The following is a 20,825-nucleotide window of genomic DNA, read 5'->3' as shown; positions in this document are numbered from 1 at the left end:
CCATGGCGCGCATCGGAATCCTGCCGCTCGGCCGCCCGACCTTCGACGTTCCCTTCGCGGAGGAAAATCTTCTCCGCATGCTCGCCGCCCTTGGGCGAACGGGCCACGAGATCGTCGGCTCGCGGTCGCTCCTGTTCGACGCCGCGCAGGCGCGCGAGGCGGTAACGGCGCTGAAGGCCGCAAAGCCGGAGCAGATCCTGATCCTGCAGGTCACCTTCACCGATGCCTCGATGGCGGTTGAGATCGCCAACGGCTTTGCCGTGCCGCTGTCGATCTGGGCGATCCCCGAACCGAGGCTCGGCGGCAGGCTGCGGCTCAACTCCTTCTGCGGCCTCAATCTCGCCGGCCATGCGCTGGGCCTCAACGGTCGGGACTTTTCGTATCTCTATGCCAGCCCGGACGCAGCCGGCATCGACGCGCGACTTGCCGAACTGCTTGCCGGCGATCGCCGGTCGAAGCCGGTGCCGCTGTCGCCGCCGCCGGAAGCGCGAGGGCCGGGAGCGGAGGCAGTGGCCGCGATCCGGGGCGCGCGCATAGGCCGGATCGGGCAGCCGCCCGAAGGTTTCGACACGTGCCACTACGACAAGGCCAAGCTCCTTGCGCTTGCCGGCATCTCGGTCGAGGAGATGGAGCTTGATACGCTGTTTGCCGGCGCGAAGTCGGTCTCCGCGGACGAAGCCGCCGCGATCCGGGGCGATGCCGCCGCGCTTGCCGGCAACCTCGATACCGTCGATCAGGATCAGCTCGACCGCTCGCTGAAGCTCAAGGCGGCGATGGAGGAAATCCGGCGGAAGGGGCAGTTCGACGCCTTCGCCATCCGCTGCTGGCCGGAGACTTTCACCGAATATGGCGGCGCGGTCTGCGGTCCGGTGGCGATGATGGGAGAGGCGCGCGTGCCCTGCGCCTGCGAGGCGGATGTCTACGGCGCGCTGACGACGTTGCTGTTGCAGAAGGTCGCCGATGCTCCGGTCTTCCTTGCCGATCTCGTCGATCTCGACGAGGCCGACGATACGGGCGTCGTCTGGCATTGCGGCCAGGCCCCGGTCTCGATGGCCGCCGACCGTGCGAAGGTCTCGGCCACGATCCACACCAATCGCAAGATGCCCCTTCTCTTCGAGTTCCCGCTGAAGACCGGCCGCGTCACCTTCTTTCGCCTGTCGCAGGCGAGGGGCGAAACCTTCGCGGTGATCGGTGGCGGCGAGATGCTGGACCGGCCGATGGCCTTCACCGGCACGTCCGGCGTCGTGCGCTTCGACAGCGGCGCGAAATCGGTCCTGGAAAGTGTCATGGGCGCGGCGCTCGAACATCACATGGCGCTGGCCTATGGCGACCACCGCGACAGCCTGCGGCAGGCCGCCGGCGCTCTCGGCGTCCCTGTACTGGAACTTTGACATGAACGAAAAACCGGTCCGCTACGCCATCATCGGCTCCGGCATGATGGGCCACGAGCATATCCGCAACATCAGGCTCCTGCCGGGAGCGTCCGTCTCAGCCGTCGCCGACCCGGACGAGGACATGCGGGCAACCGCGCAGCGCCTTGCGGGCGAGGGCTGCGCCGCCTTCGCCGATTATCGCGAAATGATGAGCGGGGCGGAGTTCGACGCGATCCTGATCGCCAGCCCGAACCACACCCACATCGACGTGCTGAAGGACGTCATGGGGCTCGACAAGCCGATCCTGGTCGAGAAGCCGCTTTGCACGACGCTCGACGACTGTCGGGCGGTGGCGAGCCTGCAGGAAAGGCGCCGCGCGCCGCTGTGGGTGGCGATGGAATACCGCTACATGCCGCCCGTCCAGCGCCTGCTGAAAGAGGTGCGGGAAGGAACCGCGGGCAGGCTGCGCATGATCTCGATCCGCGAGCATCGCTTCCCCTTCCTGAAGAAAGTGGGCGACTGGAACCGCTTTTCCGCGAAGACCGGCGGCACACTGGTCGAGAAATGCTGCCATTTCTTCGACCTGATGCGGCTGATCGCCGAAAGCGAGCCGGTGCGCGTCTATGCTTCCGGCGCGATGGACGTCAATTTTCTCGACGAGACCTATCCGGAAGGCCGGCCGGATATTCTGGACAATGCCTTCGTGGTGGTCGACTTCGCCAATGGCGTGCGCGCGATGCTCGACCTGTGCATGTTCGCCGAGGGCTCCTACTGGCAGGAGATCATTTCGGCGACGGGCGACGCGGCGCGCGTCGACGCCTTCATTCCCGGCCCGTCGCGCTTTTCGCCCGACGGGCGCGAGCGCGTCTCGGAAATCGCCGTCTCGCCACGCGCCACCAAGCGCGAAATCCGCGAGGCGGTGCATGTGGACGAGGCGATCCTCGCCGCCGGCGACCATCACGGCTCGACCTACTTCCAGCACCGGAAATTCATCGACCTGGTGCGCCGCGGCGGCACGCCGGAAGTGTCGCTGAACGACGGGCTGGTCTCGGTCATGGTCGGTGCGGCGGCGGAAGAAAGCGCCCGCACCGGCCAGGCGGTGGCCCTGTAGGAACTACACCGCCTCGATGGCGCAGGCGATGCCCTGGCCGACGCCGATGCACATGGCCGACAGCGCGCGTTTCGCCCCGCGATGCCGGAGCTCCAGCGCCGCCGTGCCGACGATGCGCGCGCCCGTCATGCCGAGCGGATGGCCGAGCGCGATTGCCCCGCCATTCGGGTTGACGTGCTGGGCGTCGTCGGCGATGCCGAGCTGACGCAGGGTGGCGAGCGCCTGCGAAGCGAAGGCCTCGTTGAGTTCCACCACGTCGATATCGCCGACCGATAGCCCGAGACGGGAAAGCAGCTTCTTCGACGCGGGCGCCGGGCCGATGCCCATGATGCGCGGCGGCACGCCGGCAGCGGCGCCGCCAAGAATACGGGCGATCGGCGTGAGGCCATAACGCTCCACGGCGCCTTTCGAGGCAATCAGCAGGGCGGCGGCACCGTCGTTGACGCCGGAGGCATTGCCCGCCGTCACGCTGCCGCCCGCCCGGAAGGGCGTCGGCAGCCTGGCGAGCGACTCCACGGTCGTTCCGGGGCGCGGATGCTCGTCCCTGTCGACCACCGTCACCTCGCCCTTGCGGCCCGGAATCTCGACGGCGACGATTTCCTGCGCCAGGCGGCCGTTCTCCTGCGCCGCCACCGCGCGGTTCTGGGAGCGCACGGCGAAGGCGTCCTGGTCCGCGCGGGACACGGCGAAATCCTCGGCGACATTCTCGCCGGTCTCCGGCATGGAATCGATGCCGTATTGCGCTTTCATCACCGGGTTGACGAAGCGCCAGCCGATCGTGGTGTCGTAGAGCTCCGCGTTACGGGAAAAGGCGGAGGTGGCCTTGGGCATGACGAAGGGCGCGCGGGACATGCTCTCGACGCCGCCGGCAATGATGAGATCGGCCTCGCCGCAGCGAATGGCGCGCGCGCCCATCAGCACCGCATCCATGCCCGAGCCGCACAGGCGGTTAATCGTCGTGCCCGGCACGTCGACCGGCAGGCCGGCGAGCAGGGCGGCCATGCGCGCGACGTTACGGTTGTCCTCGCCCGCCTGGTTGGCGCAGCCATAGAGCACGTCGTCGATCGCTGCCCAGTCGAGACCGGCATGACGCGCGATCAGCGCGCGGATGGGAGCCGCCGCCAGATCGTCGGCACGCACCGCGGAAAGCACCCCGCCGAAACGCCCGATCGGCGTGCGCACGTAATCGACGATGAAAGCCTCCTGCATGGCGTTTTCTCCCGCATTGCCGGTTCAGATTTATGAGTTCATGACCTAGCCTTCGCCATCCGGTTTGAACAGCGCGCATTTAATAATTAATCGACCGGTTGGTCAATTAATAATCGGCAATTCTCGGGGCCGGTGGCGGCCGGTTATCCCGTCATCCGGGCCAATACATTGTCCTTGAGGATCAGCCGGTGATGCAGGGCGGCGGCGATGTGGACCACCACGGCCAGGCTGAAGACGATGCCGATGACCTGGTGGATGTTGAACAGCAGCGTCGAAAGCGCCCGGTCCGGCGGAATGATCGGCGGCAGCGTGAAGAGGCCGTAGACGGGAATCGGCGCCGGATAAGCGGATGTCGCCACCCAGCCGAGCAGCGGCGAGAAAAGCAGCACCGCATAGAGCAACCAATGAGTCGCATGCGCCGCCTTGCGCTGCCAGGCCGGGATCGTGTCCTCCAGCGGCGCGGGCGGATGTTTCAGCCGCCACAGCAGCCGGGCAAAGGTGATCACGAAGAGCAGCACCCCGGTCGAGCGGTGGAAGTCGAACAGCGTATTCTGCAGCTTGCCTGGGCCGATATTGACCATGGTGATGCCGGCCGGAACCATCGCCAGCACCAGAACCGCGGTGACCCAGTGGAAGAGCCGCGCCACCGGCGTGTAGACGAACCCCTTTTCCCCCGTCATGCGTTCCCTCCCGGATCTCGCTCACTCGCGATCAGCTTACGACGATTGCCGGCCGCACGGACCACCCAGTTTGTGCGACGCGCGCCTGCATCGTTCAAGCCTGCGCGAGTTCGCTGCATATCAACGGCCTCGTCGGATCACGACAATGTGAGATCGCCTTCATTGGTGTTCCTGACAAGGCGTCGATTTATTGGCCGCAAACGATGTCCGCCTCGGGTGAGAGAGGCCGGCTTTTGGGGAGGTCTGGATGTCTCGGCGGGGTGGCGGAAGCGCCAGTGTGGTTGCGCTGCCGGATGGTCCGGATGAGGCCGAACGCTTCGACGATCCGGACTGGCTTGCCGTTCTCGAGGCTTTTCAGGGCGCGGGCAGCGTCCTGCCAGACGCCTATGCCCCGCTCTTCGGTCCGCTGCTCGAAACCCGCTCCGATCTGACGGTGGTCGGCCAACTCGGCCAGTCGCTCGACGGACGGATCGCCACCGTCACCGGCCACTCGAAATATATCAACGGCCCGGATTGTCTTGCCCATCTCCATCGCCTGCGCGCCGTCTGCGACGCGGTAGTGGTTGGCGTGGGCACAGCGATCTGCGACCGGCCGCGCCTGACCGTCCGCCTCGTCGCCGGGCGCAATCCCGCCCGGGTCGTCATCGATCCCCGTGGCCGGCTGGAGGATTGGGAAAGCCTGAATACCGAAGACGGTGCGCGCTGCCTGCTGCTGACCGGCGCCGATGCGCCGGGCGCGGCGCCGGATGGCGTCGAGGTGCACCGCCTCGGGATGAGCGGCGGCAATGTGGACCCGCATGCGATCCGCGCGTTCCTGAGCGCGCAGGGCTTTCGCAGGGTGCTGCTGGAAGGCGGAGCGCAGACGATTTCGCGCTTCATCGACGCGCGCGCGCTCGACCGGCTGCATCTGTTGATCTCGCCGGTCCTGCTTGGCTCGGGGCCGGCCGGCCTGCAATTGCCGGCGATCGCAACCGTCGACGAGGCGATCCGCCCTCCCACCGTCACCCATTGCCTGGGGTCGGAGCTGCTGGTCGACTGCGATCTGTCGGGAATTTAGATCGCGGGCAGCGCGGCGAAGTCCAGATGGCCGACCAGCGTGGTCAGGCCTTGCGCGTTGATGCGCGACAGCCGGTCCTCCTGCCAGGCGGCGATTGAAGCTTCGTCCTCGCCGATCTCGCGGGCGGCCTGCGCCCAACCTTCCACCAGCATCGTCTGGAAGGCGGTCTCGGCGGCCAGCGCCCGCCAGTCGGAGGCGCCGGCAATGACCAGAAATCCGGCTTCGGCGAAGGCGCTCACGGCGCGCGCCGCGGCATCCGGTCCAAGCGCCGGACCGAAGCCCTTGTCGGTCTTCTGGTGCCGGTTCATGGCTTGCCGCACGGTTTCGTCGAAGGGATGCGCGGGGGCCGCGCCCGCTCGTCCGTCATAAGTCAGCATGGCGAGAAAGGGCAGGCGACGCTTGGCGAGCACCGCGATCAAGTCGCCAAGCCAGCGCTCGGATACGAGGTCGAGAAAGGCGGAGGTCGTCACCGCATCGGCGTCGTCCGGCAGTGCGGCCGCAAGATCGGCGGCAAGGTCGGCCTGCCGCACCTCCGCCCGGCAATCGGCGAAGGGTTCGGCGGCGCTCTTGGCGAGCGCCAGCAGGGCGGGATCGTGATCGGTCAGCGTCCAGTGCTGCGGCCCGCCGATCGCGGGCGCCAGCGCGCGCAGCGACGATCCCGTCCCGGAGCCGAGGTCGACGAGATGCGGCACGCGCCCCTTTGTCGAAGCCCTGAGGTGATCGAGAAAGCCGTCGCGCACGCGGACATTCCGCGCCCGCTGGTCCACGGGTTCGCGGGAGGCGAGCCATTCGCTCGAAAAGCCGCTCATTCAAGGGTCTCCAGCAGGTCGGTCAGGGTTCTGGCTGCGTCCGCCCAGCCCGGCAGGCCGGACGCATGGCGGAAGGCGGCTTCGCCCATCCGGTGTCGCAGCTCCGCTTCGGCGATCAGCCGGCGAAGGGCTTCGCGCACCGCGTCGACATCACCCGCCTTCAGCACGAAACCTGCCTCGGCGGGTACGGTCCGGCCGACGGCGCCCTCGCCGGTGGCGACCACCGGCAGGCCCCGCGCCATGGCTTCGGCGAAGGCCATGCCGTAGCCCTCATAGGCGGTCGTCAGCGCGAAAATATCGGCCCTCCGATAGTGGGCGTCGAGAGCCTCGGGAGTGAGGGCGCCATGCAGCGTCACCCGGTCCGACAGTCCGAACCGCTCGATCTGTTGCCGCAAGAGCCTCCGGCAATCGGTATGGCGCGTGCCGTCGCCGACGATGTCGAGATGCCAGGCTTCCTCGCGCAGGCCGGCAAGCGCGGAAATCAGCGTCGCGTGGTCCTTGCGCGGAATGATCGAGCCGACCGAGAGGATGCCGGCCCCTTCGCCGGCGGGGCGGCCCGATGCCCGCTCGGCCCGGTCCAGTCCGGGCTCGATCACCGTGATCTTTTCCCGCGCGACCTCGTAATCCGCCGCCAGCGTATCCGCCGTCGCATGGCTCGTCGTCAGGATGGCCGCCGCCTGTTTCAGGGCTTCGCGCTCGGCGTCGCGCAATGCCCGTGCCCGCTCCGCCGGAACGCCTGTTTCAAGCGCCAGCGGATGATGCACCAGGGCGACGAGCTTCAGCCGGCGGCATTCGGCGCGGGCGACATCATCCAGCACGCCATAGGCGAGGCCGTCGATGATAACGGCGGCACCATCGGGCAGCCCGGCGAAAGCGGCCCTTGCGGCCGCCACCTGCGATGCGGTGGGATCGGGATATCCGTCTCCAAGCGACATAGCCTCGACGGCGACGCCCGCCTCGCGAAGCGCGCCGATCAACCGCCGGTCATAGGCATAGCCGCCGGTTGGTGTCGCGAGATCGCCGGGATAGAGGAAATGGACGTCCGCCGCCATCGGACCGCCGCTCAGCCGATCGGAGCTTCGTACCAGGCGCGCGCGGCGTGGGATTCGTGCAGGGTAACGCGGATCGTCGAGAGTTCGCCGCCCTTGCGGCCGAGCCCGCCGGCGCGCGCCACTTCCGCCAGCCTGTCGAAGATGTGCCGGCTCAGGAATTCCGTCGTGGTGTTCCTGCCGGCGAATTCCGGCACGTCGTCGAGGTTGCGGTAGTTCAGCGGCGCGAGGATTTCCTTCAGCGCCTCGTGCGCCCGGCCGATATCGATCACGACTCCGTTCTCGTCCAGGTCCCTGGCGAAGAAGGCGGCATCGACCACGAAGGTCGCGCCGTGCAGCGCCTGGGCCGGACCGAAGAGCTCGCCCTTGAAGGAATGGGCAATCATGATGTGGTCGCGGACTTCGACGGCATGCATGGCACTACGGCTCCTCAAGGACGGCCAGGAAAGGCAGCGTGCGGCTGCCGGGTTGCCGCACGGCTTAAGGATAAACCACGACCTGGGCAAGCACGTCGCGTTTGCCGGAAAGGATGTCGGGAAGCTCTCCCGGCAGATCCGCGAAGGAAATCGGCGGTGCAAGCAGGGCGTCGAGAGCATCATCACGCAGAAGTGACAGCGCGGTTTCAAGCCGCCGGCGGTACGTCCAGCGCGGCCGGCGATGGGCGGCGATGCCGCCGACCTGGCTCGATTTCAGCGTCAGCCGCCGGCTGTGAAAGGCCTGTCCGAGGGACGCGGTGACCGGCGTGTCGCCATACCAGCTCATCTCCAGGACGGTGGCTTCCTGACCCGCGAGCGCAAGGGCGGTGTCGAGCCCGGCCGGTTGGCCGCTGGCGTGGATGACGAGGTCCTGATCCGTCGTTGCCGTGGCGGGCGTCGCGAAGGCGAGCCCGAGTGCCGCCGCAACCTTCGCCCGCGCTTCGTTGATATCCACGAGCGTTACGGACGTCGCGGGAATCTTCGATGCGAGCCATGCGGTCAGCAGGCCGACGACGCCGCCCCCGACCACAGTAATGTGATCCCCGGGTGAAGGCATTCCGTCCCATAACCCATTGAGCGCCGTTTCCATATTGGCCGCCAGGGTTGCCCGCTCGACGGGTATTCCGGCCGGGATGGGAACGACGGCATCGACGGGAACGTTGAAGCGATCCTGATGCGGATGCAGGACGAAGACGGGGCATTTTCCACCCGGCTCGCCCGCAGCGGCAGTCAGACCTTCGGCATACCCGACACAGGCGTAACCGTATTTGACCGGAAAGGGAAAATCGCCCGCCTGAAAGGGCGCACGCATCCGCTCCCACTCGTTTTGCGGCACCGCGCCGCGAAAGACGAGGCTTTCGGTACCGCGGCTGATTCCGCTGGCGATGGCGGCCACGCGGATCTCGCCTTCGGCTGGAGCGGGCAGGTCCTCGGTCCGGATTTCGGTCCGGCCGGGTGCCACGTACCAGAGGGCTCTGGCGGAAATCGTCATCTTCTGGGACATGGTGCGCTGTCTGGAAATCTCTTCTCGGGGTTAGCGACGTATACCCCATAGGTTCGGCCCTGAAACAGCCACAGTGTCGATTTGAGTGTCGTTGTGCAGTGACAAAAGGTGTGATCCATGGCGCGTAACGTGCTGGAGATGGAAGGTTCAGTTTCGGCCCCGATGGACGGGCCCGTGCGGTTCGGTGCCGCGCCCGGCATGGTCGCGCCGTCGGTCAGGCCGCGCCGCATCGTGTTCGCCACGCTGGTCGGCTCGTCGATCCTGGCGCTGACCGCGCTTCTGGCTGTCACCCTCTCGTCGAACGGCATAAGCCTTGGCGAAGGGGCGATGATCCTCTGTTTCGTGGCGACCTTGCCCTGGACCGTGATCGGCTTCTGGAACGCGGTGATCGGCCTGTGCCTGATGCGCCTCGCGCGCGACCCGATCGCGGCCGTTTGCCCGATCGCCGGTCCCGACGCGCGCGCGCCGCTGATTTCCTCCACCGCCATTCTCTCCTGCATCCGCAACGAGGATGTCGATCAGGTCCTGACCAATCTGGAGGCGATGATCGCCGACCTGATGCGCTCGGGCGAAGGCAGGGCCTTCCACCTCTATATCCTGAGCGACACCAACGACGACGCCATCGCCGCCCGCGAGGAAGCCGCATTCGCCGACCTCGCCGCGCGCTGGCAGGCTGAATTCCCGGTGACCTATCGCCGCCGCGAGGACAATTTCGCCTTCAAGTCCGGCAATATCCGCGATTTCTGCGATCGCTGGGGCCACCTGCATACCTATGCGCTGGTGCTGGATGCCGACAGCTTCATGGCGGCTTCCACCGTGCTCGACCTGGTGCGCCGGATGGAGGCCAATCCCCGCCTCGGCATCCTGCAGAGCCTCGTGGTCGGCCTGCCGACCGCGAGCGCCTTCGCCCGTGTCTTCCAGTACGGCATGCGGCTCGGCATGCGTTCCTACACGCTCGGCAGCGCCTGGTGGCAGGGCGATTGCGGCCCTTACTGGGGGCATAATGCCGTCATCCGCCTGCAGCCGTTCATCGATGCCTGCCACCTGCCGGTGCTTCCCGGCAAGGGGCCGCTTTCCGGGCCGATCCTCAGCCACGATCAGGTCGAGGCCGTGCTGATGCGCCGCGCGGGCTACGACGTGCGCGTGCTGCCGGTGGAGACGGAAAGCTTCGAGGAGAACCCGCCGCATCTGCTGGAGTTCATCCGCCGCGACCTGCGCTGGTGCCAGGGCAACCTGCAATATCTGAAGCTCCTGAACCTGAAAAACCTGAAGCTGACGAGCCGCATCCAGCTGATCCTGGCAATCCTGATGTTCGTCAGTTCGCCCGCCTGGCTTGTCTTCATGGTGCTGGCGGCGACGCTTGCGGTGATGGGCGGCGACGAGGTGCTGCAATTCCACCGCACCACCGGCTTCGCGCTTTTCGTCACCATCATGGTGATGGTCTTCGCGCCGAAGATCGCCACGGTGATCGACATTCTGGCCGACCGGAAGCTGCGCACCCGCTTCGGTGGTGCGCTGCGGGTGGTGACCAGCACGCTCGGAGAGATGATCTATTCCGCCCTGCTTGCGCCGATCATGGCGGTGGCCGAGTCGATCTTCATCGCCGGCCTGCCCTTCGGCCGCGCCGTCGGCTGGGGCGCGCAGTCCCGCCAGCCGCACGGCCTTCCGTTTCGCCTGACGGCCTCCAAGCTGTGGCCGCAGACCCTGTTCGGGCTGACCGGCATCGTCTGGACCGCCAGCCAGTCCTGGTCGCTTGTCTGGCCGCTGCTGCCGATCGTTGCCGGCCCGCTGCTGGCTATCCCCTTCGCGCTCATCACGTCGCGCCGCGATGTCGGCGCGGCGGCCCTCGCCTCGTCGCTCTGGCGGGTCCCGGAGGAGGTCTCGGTACCGGCAAGCCTGATGCCCCTGCGGCTGGAAGCGCTGAAGGACGCCGAAGGCGCCTACAAGCCGGAGCTTGCCCGCGCCGACGCCTGACGACGGCGGATAAACGGTGCGATACGAAAAGGGCCGGTCATGCGCCGGCCCTTTTGTCGTTCGACTGCGTATTGCGTCAGACCTTGTAGACGTAGCTCCTGCCCGCCTCGCGCTCGATATCCGGCGGATAGTTGCGGTGCTTGTCGGCGTGATACCGGTCGAAGTGATCGCCTTCGGACGCCTTGTTGTAGGTCGCGAAATACATGCGCCGCGTGTTGGCCGTCGGGTTCGGCGCGGAACGGTGCGGGCAATAGGCGTCGAAAAGCACCAGGTCGCCGGGGCGGGTCGGGCAATGCACGAACTCCATGCCGACCATGTCCTCCTCGCGCAGCGGCTCCATGCCGCGCAGCAGCCCGCGGCGGTGATGGCCGGCGGTCACCTCCAGGCAGCCGTTCTCGACCGTCGCCTCGTCGATACACAGCATCACGTTGACGAAGTTGCTCGCATAGACGTTCCAGCCGGCCTGGGCGTCCTGATGCGGTTCGAAGCCGCCGCCGCCCGGCATCTTGAAATTGATCTTTTCCTTGAAGAGCACAGCCTCCTCGCCGAAGGCCTGGCCGGCCACCTTGCCGAGCGCCGTGGCGATCGCGCGAAAGCCGTCATGGAAGGGCGCGATCTTCTCGATCCGGTTGATGAGGTCCGCGCCGTCGATGCGGCTTTTCTCGTGATAGACCCACTGCCGGCCGGGCACTTCCGGCGCCGAGGTCACCTCCTTCGCCCAGGCTTCGATCGTGGCCATTTCCTCGGGCGAAAAGGCGCCCGGCACATGGACGAAACCGTCGCGGTCGAAATCGGCAATCTGCTGGTCGGTCAGTGTCGGCGTGCGGATCATGGAGCGTCCCCGGAGCGGTTCCTGGCGGCATGTGGTTTGCCGGCGAATTCGGCGAGCCAGATTTAGAGCATCGGCCGGACGAAAAAAAGGCCCGGCGGAGGCCGGGCCTTCTGCATTCGATCGTGATACCGCCTACTCAGCCGGCTGGCGGCTCAGCGCGGCATCACGGGGCATCGAGGTCTTCTGCTCCCCGCTCCCCGCGACCGGCTTTTTTTTCCAGGGTTGTCCCTTGAACCAGCTCACTGCATAGGCAACCGCGATCAGCGCCAGGAATCCACCCACATTGGCGAAGAATTCGGCAACCGGATTGCCGCGTCCCCAAGCCATGTCTCGCAGGATGCCGACGGTCTGGGCGATCACCAGGCTTGCCAGGAAGACCGCCAGAGACTGCTGGCCGACCTTCTGCACGACGCCGACGAACTTGCCCCAGAGATTGTCCGTCACCAGGTAGCGCCCCCTGGCGCCGACAGCGATCCAGGCGAGATAGGCCAGCGCCAGGAAATGGGCGTAGCGCAGGAAGCCGAATTCGGTCTTCACCCAGAGCGGCTTGATTGCCGCGCGGATCTCCATCACCCAGGCGGTTTCGCGGTGGATCTGGTACCAGGCAAAGGGAACGCTGGCGAGCAGGAACAGTGCTGCCGCGATCATGAGCAGCCGATTGACCGGCGGAGCGGGGATCCAGCCGCTCATGAAGGCGAAGCCGGTGAAGAAGACAAGCTGCCAGGCGAAGGGATTGAAGAACCAGGAGCGATCCGACCACGGTTCCGCCGGCAGGTCGACCATGCCCAGCGTCGCCATCACCCAGAACAGGATCATCAGCGCGAAGACGGCCCCGCGTCCGGCGATCCGGTAGGCGCCCATCATCACCGGGATCAGGGCCAGGATGACGATATACATCGGCAGGATGTCGAAATAGTTCGGCACGTAGGTCAGCGTCAGCAGGCCGGGCAGGGCCTGCGCCGTCTTGTTGAAGAAGTGCCAGAGATTGAGCGATGTGACGTAGTTCTGCGTCAGTCCGCAGCAGGCCTCCAGATAGCCGCTCGACTGGATGGCGACCAGGCCCGTGGCGATCACCAGGAACTGCAGGATATGCGCCCAGTAGACCTGCCACATGCGGTAGACGATACGGGCGGAGCCGATGCCCCAGCCGCGCGTCTCGAAAATCTTGCCGAAGGCGATCGCCGAAGCCATACCCGAGCAGAAGACGAAGATCTCGGTCGCGTCAGAAAAGCCGAAACGGGCCGGAATCCAGAGCGTCCATGTATTGGCAGGCAAGTGCGCAATATAGATGATGAACATGCCGATGCCGCGGAAGAAGTCGAGCCGCGGATCCCGTTGACGTACCTGCTGGACTGCACTCACCTTGACCTGAACCCCAATTTTTCAGCGTTGTCAGTTTGCGCGGCTGCCGCGCAGCGCGGCCTCCCGTCAGCGTTCTGTTGTATCCGGCGCTTATGCGGGAAAGGCATTGCCGGAATAGAAAAAGGCACCCGGCCTGTAAAGAGCCGGATGCCGCTTCATTCAGGCATGGACGGCGCGCAGGCGTTCGTCCTGCATGATCCTGGCCGCCCGATGCATCCGTTCGATCACCTTGAGGCGGTCTTCGGCGAAACGGTCCATCGCGCTCCGCAGCGCCAGCCGTTCCTTCAGCAGCAGCTCTGCTTCGTCGGCGAGGCCGGCGCGCAGGGCGGCGTCGATCGTCAGCCGCTCGAAAACGTCGCGCTGGGCGTGGCTGCCGCCGATCTGGCGCAGGTTCGGCCGGGCGCGGTTGAGATTGTGGAAGGCCGAGAAGTAGTTGCCGCGCCTGTAGGCATCGAGACCGAAGGCGATCGGGGTGCCGGCCACTTTCGCGACCTTCTCCATGTCCGACGTGCCTTCGCCCATCATTTCGATATTCTCGACGAGCTTCTCAGCCGCAAGCCTGCGATTGCCGCCATTGAGCGACATCAGATAATGCAGGTCGGCAAAGACATTGCAGCTGTCGTCGACGCGCTTTTCGGAAATCCGCGCCAGTTCCTCCCAGCGGCCGCCGACATTGACGCCCTCGATTTCCAGGCGCACCAGCAGCGATGCGCCGTTGGAGATGTCGCGGTAGTCGTCGGTCTGGTCGCGGCGGATCTCCTGGTCGTACAGCGCCAGCACCTTGTCGAAGTCGCGGCGGTCCAGATACATCAGCGCCAGGTGCCACCAGCAGTGATAGCGGAAATTGTTGCAATGGGCCCAGTTGTCGGTGCGTGCCTCCAGCCACTTGCGCCCGTCGTCGAACCGGCCGGTCATGTCAAGCACATGGGCAACGGCGTGCAGGCCCCAGGCGTCGTCGCCGGCGGTATCGACCGCGCGTCTGCCGGTCGTCTCGGCCCGGGCGTATTCGCCGGTCTCCTCCAGCGCGAAGGCATGGCAGCCAAGCACATAGCCGAACGCGGGATGGTCGTCGCCATAGGCATGCAGCACGGCCTCGACGGAGGAGCGCATTCCGCCCGCATCGCCCAGCACGAAGCGGATAGCGTGCACCAGCTTCAGCAGCAGCGCGTCGCCCGGATGGGCTTCCAGAGCCGCATGCAGGCGGCTGGCGGCATGGGAGGGGAAACCGTCCAGCCAGTCCCTGAGAGCGTCGACCACCGCATTTTCGCGCGCCGTCACCGGGGTCCCGCGGCGGGCGCGGTCGGCAAGCCGCCAGTCTTCCTCCGAAGAGCTTACGAGCTCGCGCCGGCCAAGCAGCAGGCAGAAGAGACCATGCGCGCCGTGCGCCATCGCAAAATCGGGCGCCACCTCAAGCGTCCTGGCCATGTGCTGCGCCGTCGTCGCGCCATGGGCCAGGAACGCGCGCACCGTGTCGTGCCAGGGCGCAAGCGCGGACGCATCGGACAGCGTCAGTTCGTACCCATATTGATCGGTAACGGTCATTAGGCCTCTCGGGTCGGAATCACATTGGCTCTTGGTGCCACGTGACAAGTACAATCCTATGGCGAACTTGTGGCAAAATTCGCGAGTTAAAGCATGCCTCTACCGCCAGGAGACCCGGTAGAAAGAAGCATGCCGGCGCAGTCATGGGTTGGAGGACCTGCCGCGGGGTGGAGGACCTGCTTGTTGCGCCAGCATTTTGACGCAGCGTCATCAATCTCCTTGTGCCGTAGTGTCCCGACCGCGCCGATGACGTGCAACACACAAAAACTTGTGCGTTGTGTGTTGGGTCCCACTGCTGCCGCAACGTGTTGTTTCATGCATTATGAAATAACGACGGCAGCATTTGTCGGGGGATATTCTCTTGCCCGACATGGCCTGCCGGCGAAACGGGCCGATATGCGCAGCACGGAGTGCCGGAAAACATGAGCGTGGCAGTGGATCGTGCAACGGGTGGCAACCGGCTGTCGCTTCTTCTGGCACTTGCGGGCCTGACCGCCGTCGCCGCTCTTGCCGCCAATGCCGCAGGCGCCCGCCTGGGCCTTGCGGCTCTTATCGGCGGTCTCGGCGGCTTCGCCCTCTATCACGCGAGCTTCGGGTTCACCGCCGCATGGCGGCGAATTGTCACAGAGCGGCGCGGCCAGGGTCTGCGGGCGCAGTTTCTCCTGATCCTTCTGACGGCGGCGGTTTCCTTCCCGCTGATCGCCTGGGGGCGCGATGTCGGCCTGCCGACCGGCGGCTTCGTCTTTCCCTTCGGGCTGGCAGCCGCACTTGGCGCCTTTCTCTTCGGCCTCGGCATGCAGCTCGGGGGCGGCTGCGGTTCCGGCACGCTGTTCACGGTCGGCGGCGGCTCCACGCGCATGGCGATCACCCTTGCCGCCTTTGTCGCCGGCTCGCTTGCCGCCACCGCGCATCTTCATCTGTGGGGCCGGCTGCCATCCTTGCCGGCCGTCTCCATCGTGCGGGAATTCGGGCCGGTCGGCGCCTATGCCCTCACGGCGGTGCTTCTCGGTCTCCTCGCGCTCTGGACCATCCGCATCGAGAAGCGGGCGCACGGGTCGCTTGCCGAGCCGCGCCAGACGGCCTCGCTGCTGCGCGGGCCGTGGTCGCCGCTTCTCGGCGCGCTCGCCATTGCCCTGGTTGGCATCGCCACCTTCCTGGTGCTTGGCCGGCCATGGGGCATCACCTCCGCCTTCGCGCTCTGGGGCGCCAAGATCGCCCATGGGCTCGGCGTGCCGGTGGCCGAATGGCCCTATTGGCGCGGACAGGTGTCGGCGATCGAGGCGACGGTGTTTCGCGATGCCACCTCCGTCATGAATTTCGGCATCATCGCCGGCGCCATGCTGGCGGCCTCCGCCGCCGGAAAATTCGCACCGGTCCTTTCGTTGTCGCGGCGCGACGTCGCGACGGCCATCGCCGGCGGCCTGCTGATGGGTTACGGCGCCCGGCTTTCCTACGGCTGCAATATCGGCGCCTATCTCGGCGGCATCGTTTCCGGCTCGCTGCACGGCTGGCTGTGGCTTGTGTTCGGTTTCGCCGGCAGCCTAGTCGGCACCCGGTTGCGGCTGCGCCTCGGCATGGGCTGAACTCCGTGCCTCAACCGCCTCTTTCCGATACCGACAAGGAGAACAGGATGCTCAGAACCGCCGTCGCCACCGCCATGGCGATCGCCCTCTCGTCGCCCCTCGCAGCCAGCGAAATCGCTCCGCGCGAGGGCTGGTCGGTGATCGCGACGAAGGACTCCTTCAGCGATCTGGTGGAGAAGGTGCGCCAGGCCGTGACGTCCGAGAAGATGGGCCTCGTCACCCAGGCCAGCGCTTCCGACGGCGCGCGGGCGCAGGGCCTCACCATCCCCGGCAACCGGGTGATCGGCGTCTATCGCAACGACTATGCGCGCCGCATGCTGCAGGCGAGCGTCGCCGCCGGCATCGAAGCGCCGATCCGCTTCTACGTGACGGAGGAGGCCGACGGCACCGCCACCTTGTCCTACAAACATCCGAGTTTCGTCTTCGCTCCCTATTTCGACGAGGGCGGCGAGGACTTGAAGCAGCTTGCCGCCGAACTCGACGGAGTTTTTGCGACGATTGCCGCGAAAGCCACCCGATAAAGAGAATGCCCGGGCCGGATTTCCCCAAATCCGGCCCGGGCACGGACGGGCGAGAGGAACGCCCGCAAACAGCCTTCTTTAGTGGCGAATGCTGATGGAACCGGCGAGCGACGTTTCCTCGAAATCGCTCACCAGAATGTTCAGGTTGACGCTCCAGTCTCCCGCCAGCGTCAGCGGCACGGGATCGCTTACCCAGGCGCCCTTGCCGTCCGCCGTTGCCTTCACCTTGATCGGCTCCAGTCCGAGATCGCCGCGCGACAGGGCGAGGCTGACTTCCTTCGCCGCCAGCGGCGCGCCGTCGGCGCCGAAAATGTCGAGCGTCAGCCGGTTCTCGCCGCGCCGGCCCGGACGGGCGACCACGTTCGCGGCGGCACGTTCCTGATGAAGATGCGCGCTGGCGCCCGCCCTGTCGGCCGCGGCGATCGCCCGGGGCGGCGGAGTGAGGCGGAAGGAGCTGGCGGCGACGAGCACGACCGCTGCCAGCACGATCTCGAGCTTGACCGAGCCGGCAAGGCGCCGCGCCGCGCTTCCCTCGCCCTTTCCGATGTCGGGCGACAGGATCAGCCGGTTGAGGCCGGCAAGGCCGAGCAGCAGGGCGAAAAGGCCGATCTTGCCGCCAAGTATCAGGCCGTAATCCGTCGACAGCAGATAGCCGGGCGCCTCGACCTGGATGAAGGCGATGGCGATGCCGGTTGCCGTCAGCAGGCCGACCAGCGGCACCGCCCAGCTGGAGAAGTTTTTCAGCAGCCGCGCCAGGTCCGGCAGGCGGCGGCCAGCGGCATAAAGGAGCGGCGGCAGGGAGCCGAGCCAGAACAGGAAGGCGGCCGCATGCAGCGTCACGGCCGGGCGCATCAACGCCTGCGGGCTTGCGCTCGCCGCGTGTCCGAACATGGCGAAGGAGAGCGCGGCGAATATCCAGGCGCCGAAACCGGCAAGCCTTGCCGAACGCCTGCAAAGGGCCTCGATTGCCAGCAGGCAGGCGGTGAAGGAGAAACTTGCCGTCCAGAAGAAGGGGCCTGCGGATGCCGCCTGATAGGGCGCTGCGGTGAGCAGGCCGCCGGGCGGCAGGCCGAGCAGGTCGAGCCCCTGCACGCCGAGCGCAAGCGGCGCGGCAAAGAGACCGAAAAAGGCAAAGACGCGGGCGAAGCGGCGCGGCGCGTCGAGGCCGTCGATGTTCCTTGCGGGAAAAGCGAAGAATGCCGCGCCGCCGGCGGCGATCGTCAGCGTCAAGGTCAGCAGGAAGCGTGCGGCGGCGGCCAGCCGCGCGGCGGACGCGCCGGCATCGGCCGGATCGCCGGCAACCGGCGCGGCCGAGGCCTTGCCGATGGAGAAGGCGAGCGTGCCGCCGATCACATGCCCGTCGAGGGAGGTTACCCGGTAGCTGACGAGATGCGTTCCTTCACCCGCGTTCTCGGGCACCGGCAGGATCAGGCTTTCGGCATCGAAGCCCGGTTCGCCGACTGCCTCTTCCCGCCCGTTCGGCGCGAACCATTTCAGGCCGAGCAGGGAAACCGGCTCATTGAAGGTCAGGCGCAGGGTCTCGGGCGCAGCTTTCACCACCGCGCCGCTCGCCGGCTGGGAGGCGATCAGCTGGGCATGCGCCAGTGCCTTGCCGGCGAAACCGGCAGCAAGCAACAGGCACAGAAGGGCCGGCAACAGAAATCGCAATGACCTGACCGAATTCATGAGCGGAGTTCCTAAGTGGAGCCTTCTATCATTTCAAGTATTTGCAGGCCCCTTCCGGACGCCATGGTCCGGAAGGGGCGCCTTTTCAGGATCGCGGCAGGGCTATCCTTCGGAGGGCTCAGTGACCGCCCTTCTTTTCGAGCAGCTTGACGCCGGGCGCCGGGTATTCCAGGTCGTCCGGATCCTGGCCTTCGGCCGGAATCTGGATCCAGCGCTCGGCCTTGGTGGCGCATTCCTGCACGACCGGGATGTAGAAGGTCTTGCCCGGCTCCAGATCGGCGGCGAGCGAGCCGCGCACCACGAACTCGTCGTAGTGCTCGTCAAGCAGCGAGCCGGTCCACACCACTTCCTTCACGCCTTCGCTGACCTCATGGCCGTAGAGCGTGTAGGCCTTGGCGTATTTGCCTTTCACGGTCTCGAGCTCCCAGCCGGCCTTGGGCTGCGGCTTCACGCTGATGAAACCTTCCGGCACCTGGACGCGCACCTTCAGCGTCGCCTCGCCGTCGCAGCCGTGGCCGATGCGGAAGACCGCCTTGTAGGTCGAGCCGACCGGTGCCTCCTTCAATTCCAGCGTTGCGTGGGAGAAGGCCGCCGTGGGCGCGGCAAGGAAGGAAAATCCGAGAAGAGCGGCGAGTGTCCGGTTCATTCTGGTCATTGTCTTGTCTCTTGCTGGCTGCGTCGCCGCAGCATGGGTTGAGCGTAATCGGCCGCCGGGCGCCCGGATTGACCGCGCGTCCATGAGGTCCGGCTGGCGGGCGACCGTCGCCAGCTCTTCCCCGGTCTGGTTGCCGCATCGGTGCGAAATCCGGCGCCTTGCGCTCAAGGCCGAAGGCGAGCGCCGCCGCTTTCGCGAAATGCGGTGAAATTTTCAGGAATTCAGGGAGTTACGCCTGAGGACACCCGTCTGGACGACGAGCCGCGCGCTGGCCGGCAGGGTGCCGGCGTATGCGGACTTTCAGGCGCTGACGCGAGCGGCAGGCGGCGCGCGCGGGTTGCCGGAGCCGGCAAAATGATCGCGGACAACGGTATCCGAGGCGACGGCGAAGCTTTCGCCGCCGTCGTTGAAGACGGGATCGAGCGAGGGCGGCGCGGAGAGCGGCGCATGGCCGGCATTGACCATGCAGGCGTCGCAGATCCGCATCTTGTGGCCCTGATGCGGATTGTCCGCATCGGGGTCGCCGTGATGGGAAGCGTGGATCGGCGGCGCATCGGCGCCGCCCGAATGATGATGCGCGTGCCCAGCATGGGCCGCGTCGCCGGCGGCGACGGCCGCCTGGTCCACGCGTGCGGCATCGCTGACGCCAGCCACCGGCTGGTGCAGGAAGCCCATCACCATCATCATGAACGCATAGGATGCGATCACGGCGATGCGGAGCCTGAGGCCACGCAAGGAATTCATGCTTCAGAGCTGCATCAATTCCCTGTCGCATTCAACGCAATTCTTTGTCGCTGCGGGTTACCGCGAAGAAACTGACGCTGAAGTGATGACGCGTGAGTTTTCCGGCCGGCTGCGAGATCTGTCGTTCACCGAGGCGTGATCGATTTGGGCTTGCCGACGAGACATACGGACGCATTCTTGGACCGCAACGGCAACCAGTTCGCGGATGGTCCATGTCCTTTCTCAAGTATCTTTTCCAAAAATTTCTTTCACCCGCCGCCATGGCCGCGCTTCTTGCCGCCTCGCCGATGGCGGCCGCGCCGGCATCGGCCTGCGGCCCGGATACGCCCTGCCAGATCGAGGGCGGCGACTATCGCATCCGCTTTCCCTCTGCCTGGGACGGCAAGACGCCGATCGGCGCCATCGTCTTCGTGCATGGCTGGCGCGGTTCCGCGGCGGGGGAAATGCGCAACAGGGGCTGGGCGAAGCTTGCCGACGAACTGAACGTCGCCTTCATCGCCGCCAATGGCGAGGGCGGCGGCTGGTCCTATCCGGGTTCGCCGCGCCGGAACCGGGACGAATTCGCCTATTTCGAGGCCCTGATAAAGGACGCGACGACGCGTTTTCCCATCCGCCGAGACCGGATGATGGCGTCCGGCTTCTCCATCGGCGGCTCGATGGTCTGGAATATCGCCTGTTACCGTAGCGAACTCTTCGCCGGCTATGCGCCGATCGCCGGCGCCTTCTGGGATCCGATCCCCGATACCTGCCCGTCGCCGACGCCGATCCTGTTCCACGTGCACGGCACGAGCGACCGGACGGTGCCGCTGGCCGGACGGCCGATCGGCGCGCTCTGGCATCAGGGCGACGTCGCCCAGGGACTGGCCGTCTGGCAGAAGACGGAAGGCCTGCCCGTCGTGTTCCCCAAGCTCGACCACGACAACAATTTCTCCTGCCAACGCCAGCGCACGGGCGACGGTCTGCTGGAGGTCTGCCTGCATCCCGGCGGCCATAGCGTGCGGGCGGAATGGGTCAAGCGCGCCTGGCGGGAACTGGGCAAGCAGAAGGGCTGGTAGCGCGGCCTGCGATCACTTTCTCGCTATCCGTTGGCCAATTGCCCGTGGAACGGGCTTTGCCGACGGCGACGGGAGGTCTATTGGAGAGCCCTGACCGACAGGCT

At 66.4% G+C, this 20,825-nt stretch carries 19 protein-coding genes; 7 read left to right on the top strand and 12 right to left on the bottom strand.

The window, feature by feature from the left end; translation table 11 throughout:
* The first annotated feature begins 2 nt into the window (after positions 1-2).
* Positions 3-1,391, top strand: coding sequence for an L-fucose/L-arabinose isomerase family protein (locus H2509_RS02135; RefSeq protein WP_182161816.1), 1,389 nt, complete (start codon positions 3-5; stop codon positions 1,389-1,391).
* Between the two features lies 1 nt (position 1,392).
* Positions 1,393-2,484, top strand: a complete 1,092-nt coding sequence (locus tag H2509_RS02130; protein ID WP_182161814.1) for a Gfo/Idh/MocA family protein — start codon at positions 1,393-1,395, stop codon at positions 2,482-2,484.
* Between the two features lie 3 nt (positions 2,485-2,487).
* On the opposite strand, the gene pcaF is transcribed toward H2509_RS02130, so the two are convergent.
* Positions 2,488-3,693, bottom strand: coding sequence for a 3-oxoadipyl-CoA thiolase (gene pcaF, locus H2509_RS02125; RefSeq protein ID WP_182161812.1), 1,206 nt, complete (start codon positions 3,691-3,693; stop codon positions 2,488-2,490).
* A 143-nt stretch (positions 3,694-3,836) separates the two neighbouring features.
* Positions 3,837-4,373, bottom strand: coding sequence for a cytochrome b (locus H2509_RS02120; RefSeq protein WP_182161810.1), 537 nt, complete (start codon positions 4,371-4,373; stop codon positions 3,837-3,839).
* Positions 4,374-4,620: 247 nt separating this feature from the next.
* Here H2509_RS02120 and H2509_RS02115 point away from each other — a divergent pair, with 247 nt between their 5' ends.
* The gene (locus H2509_RS02115; protein ID WP_182161808.1) at positions 4,621-5,430 is read left to right on the top strand and encodes a RibD family protein; all 810 of its coding nucleotides are present in this window, start codon (positions 4,621-4,623) and stop codon (positions 5,428-5,430) included.
* Here H2509_RS02115 and H2509_RS02110 read toward each other — a convergent pair.
* The 4 genes from H2509_RS02110 to H2509_RS02095 all read right to left on the bottom strand — a co-directional run bounded on the left by H2509_RS02110 (position 5,427) and on the right by H2509_RS02095 (position 8,767).
* A complete protein-coding gene (locus H2509_RS02110; RefSeq protein ID WP_182161806.1) occupies positions 5,427-6,239 on the bottom strand; it encodes a methyltransferase domain-containing protein in 813 nt (270 codons plus the stop codon). The genes H2509_RS02115 and H2509_RS02110 overlap by 4 nt on opposite strands.
* Positions 6,236-7,291, bottom strand: coding sequence for a glycosyltransferase family 4 protein (locus H2509_RS02105; RefSeq protein WP_182161804.1), 1,056 nt, complete (start codon positions 7,289-7,291; stop codon positions 6,236-6,238). The genes H2509_RS02110 and H2509_RS02105 overlap by 4 nt, the downstream gene beginning before the upstream one ends.
* An 11-nt stretch (positions 7,292-7,302) precedes the next feature.
* Positions 7,303-7,704, bottom strand: coding sequence for a 6-pyruvoyl trahydropterin synthase family protein (locus H2509_RS02100; RefSeq protein ID WP_182161802.1), 402 nt, complete (start codon positions 7,702-7,704; stop codon positions 7,303-7,305).
* Positions 7,705-7,768: 64 nt separating this feature from the next.
* On the bottom strand, positions 7,769-8,767 hold the full coding sequence (locus H2509_RS02095; protein WP_235974615.1) for a zinc-dependent alcohol dehydrogenase: 999 nt from the start codon (positions 8,765-8,767) through the stop codon (positions 7,769-7,771).
* A gap of 117 nt (positions 8,768-8,884) precedes the next feature.
* On the opposite strand from H2509_RS02095, the gene mdoH reads away from it, so the two are divergent.
* Positions 8,885-10,741, top strand: coding sequence for a glucans biosynthesis glucosyltransferase MdoH (mdoH, locus tag H2509_RS02090; protein WP_209001748.1), 1,857 nt, complete (start codon positions 8,885-8,887; stop codon positions 10,739-10,741).
* 76 nt (positions 10,742-10,817) lie between these two features.
* Here the strand turns inward: mdoH and H2509_RS02085 are convergent, their stop codons facing one another.
* From H2509_RS02085 to H2509_RS02075, 3 genes are all read right to left on the bottom strand, one after another.
* Complete coding sequence (locus H2509_RS02085) at positions 10,818-11,573, bottom strand: phytanoyl-CoA dioxygenase family protein (protein WP_182161800.1); 756 nt, start codon at positions 11,571-11,573, stop codon at positions 10,818-10,820.
* A gap of 132 nt (positions 11,574-11,705) precedes the next feature.
* The gene (locus tag H2509_RS02080; protein ID WP_328804948.1) at positions 11,706-12,935 is read right to left on the bottom strand and encodes an OpgC family protein; all 1,230 of its coding nucleotides are present in this window, start codon (positions 12,933-12,935) and stop codon (positions 11,706-11,708) included.
* A gap of 159 nt (positions 12,936-13,094) precedes the next feature.
* Entirely contained in the window at positions 13,095-14,477 is a 1,383-nt protein-coding gene (locus H2509_RS02075; RefSeq protein WP_182161798.1) for a tetratricopeptide repeat protein, read from the bottom strand.
* A 422-nt stretch (positions 14,478-14,899) separates the two neighbouring features.
* Between H2509_RS02075 and H2509_RS02070 the strand changes: the two genes are divergently transcribed.
* Together H2509_RS02070 and H2509_RS02065 are read left to right on the top strand one after the other, a co-directional pair.
* Positions 14,900-16,060, top strand: a complete 1,161-nt coding sequence (locus H2509_RS02070; protein WP_182161796.1) for a YeeE/YedE family protein — start codon at positions 14,900-14,902, stop codon at positions 16,058-16,060.
* Positions 16,061-16,107: 47 nt separating this feature from the next.
* Complete coding sequence (locus H2509_RS02065; protein WP_182161794.1) at positions 16,108-16,581, top strand: DUF302 domain-containing protein; 474 nt, start codon at positions 16,108-16,110, stop codon at positions 16,579-16,581.
* 78 nt (positions 16,582-16,659) lie between these two features.
* Here H2509_RS02065 and H2509_RS02060 read toward each other — a convergent pair whose 3' ends face one another.
* From H2509_RS02060 to H2509_RS02050, 3 genes are all read right to left on the bottom strand, one after another.
* Positions 16,660-18,267, bottom strand: a complete 1,608-nt coding sequence (locus tag H2509_RS02060; RefSeq protein ID WP_182161792.1) for a copper resistance CopC/CopD family protein — start codon at positions 18,265-18,267, stop codon at positions 16,660-16,662.
* Between the two features lie 118 nt (positions 18,268-18,385).
* On the bottom strand, positions 18,386-18,913 hold the full coding sequence (locus tag H2509_RS02055) for a YcnI family copper-binding membrane protein (RefSeq protein WP_182161936.1): 528 nt from the start codon (positions 18,911-18,913) through the stop codon (positions 18,386-18,388).
* 309 nt (positions 18,914-19,222) lie between these two features.
* On the bottom strand, positions 19,223-19,666 hold the full coding sequence (locus tag H2509_RS02050; protein WP_182161790.1) for a hypothetical protein: 444 nt from the start codon (positions 19,664-19,666) through the stop codon (positions 19,223-19,225).
* Positions 19,667-19,878: 212 nt separating this feature from the next.
* Here H2509_RS02050 and H2509_RS02045 point away from each other — a divergent pair, with 212 nt between their 5' ends.
* Entirely contained in the window at positions 19,879-20,721 is an 843-nt protein-coding gene (locus tag H2509_RS02045; RefSeq protein WP_182161788.1) for an alpha/beta hydrolase family esterase, read from the top strand.
* Positions 20,722-20,825 lie beyond the last annotated feature (104 nt).

Source organism: Stappia albiluteola (genome assembly GCF_014050225.1).
Taxonomy (GTDB): Bacteria; Pseudomonadota; Alphaproteobacteria; order Rhizobiales; family Stappiaceae; genus Hongsoonwoonella; species Hongsoonwoonella albiluteola.
Note: the sequence above shows the minus strand (reverse complement) of the source record. Positions and strands in the feature narration are given on the sequence as shown.

What these genes read in the sequence shown, in the direction of transcription:
- H2509_RS02135 (WP_182161816.1), top strand. Translation starts at nt 3, where the DNA reads ATGGCGCGCATCGGAATCCTGCCGCTCGGCCGCCCGACCTTCGACGTT.
- H2509_RS02130 (WP_182161814.1), top strand. Translation starts at nt 1,393, where the DNA reads ATGAACGAAAAACCGGTCCGCTACGCCATCATCGGCTCCGGCATGATG.
- pcaF (WP_182161812.1), bottom strand. Translation starts at nt 3,693, where the DNA reads ATGCAGGAGGCTTTCATCGTCGATTACGTGCGCACGCCGATCGGGCGT.
- H2509_RS02120 (WP_182161810.1), bottom strand. Translation starts at nt 4,373, where the DNA reads ATGACGGGGGAAAAGGGGTTCGTCTACACGCCGGTGGCGCGGCTCTTC.
- H2509_RS02115 (WP_182161808.1), top strand. Translation starts at nt 4,621, where the DNA reads ATGTCTCGGCGGGGTGGCGGAAGCGCCAGTGTGGTTGCGCTGCCGGAT.
- H2509_RS02110 (WP_182161806.1), bottom strand. Translation starts at nt 6,239, where the DNA reads ATGAGCGGCTTTTCGAGCGAATGGCTCGCCTCCCGCGAACCCGTGGAC.
- H2509_RS02105 (WP_182161804.1), bottom strand. Translation starts at nt 7,291, where the DNA reads ATGGCGGCGGACGTCCATTTCCTCTATCCCGGCGATCTCGCGACACCA.
- H2509_RS02100 (WP_182161802.1), bottom strand. Translation starts at nt 7,704, where the DNA reads ATGCATGCCGTCGAAGTCCGCGACCACATCATGATTGCCCATTCCTTC.
- H2509_RS02095 (WP_235974615.1), bottom strand. Translation starts at nt 8,767, where the DNA reads ATGTCCCAGAAGATGACGATTTCCGCCAGAGCCCTCTGGTACGTGGCA.
- mdoH (WP_209001748.1), top strand. Translation starts at nt 8,885, where the DNA reads ATGGCGCGTAACGTGCTGGAGATGGAAGGTTCAGTTTCGGCCCCGATG.
- H2509_RS02085 (WP_182161800.1), bottom strand. Translation starts at nt 11,573, where the DNA reads ATGATCCGCACGCCGACACTGACCGACCAGCAGATTGCCGATTTCGAC.
- H2509_RS02075 (WP_182161798.1), bottom strand. Translation starts at nt 14,477, where the DNA reads ATGACCGTTACCGATCAATATGGGTACGAACTGACGCTGTCCGATGCG.
- H2509_RS02070 (WP_182161796.1), top strand. Translation starts at nt 14,900, where the DNA reads ATGAGCGTGGCAGTGGATCGTGCAACGGGTGGCAACCGGCTGTCGCTT.
- H2509_RS02065 (WP_182161794.1), top strand. Translation starts at nt 16,108, where the DNA reads ATGCTCAGAACCGCCGTCGCCACCGCCATGGCGATCGCCCTCTCGTCG.
- H2509_RS02060 (WP_182161792.1), bottom strand. Translation starts at nt 18,267, where the DNA reads ATGAATTCGGTCAGGTCATTGCGATTTCTGTTGCCGGCCCTTCTGTGC.
- H2509_RS02055 (WP_182161936.1), bottom strand. Translation starts at nt 18,913, where the DNA reads ATGAACCGGACACTCGCCGCTCTTCTCGGATTTTCCTTCCTTGCCGCG.
- H2509_RS02050 (WP_182161790.1), bottom strand. Translation starts at nt 19,666, where the DNA reads ATGAATTCCTTGCGTGGCCTCAGGCTCCGCATCGCCGTGATCGCATCC.
- H2509_RS02045 (WP_182161788.1), top strand. Translation starts at nt 19,879, where the DNA reads ATGTCCTTTCTCAAGTATCTTTTCCAAAAATTTCTTTCACCCGCCGCC.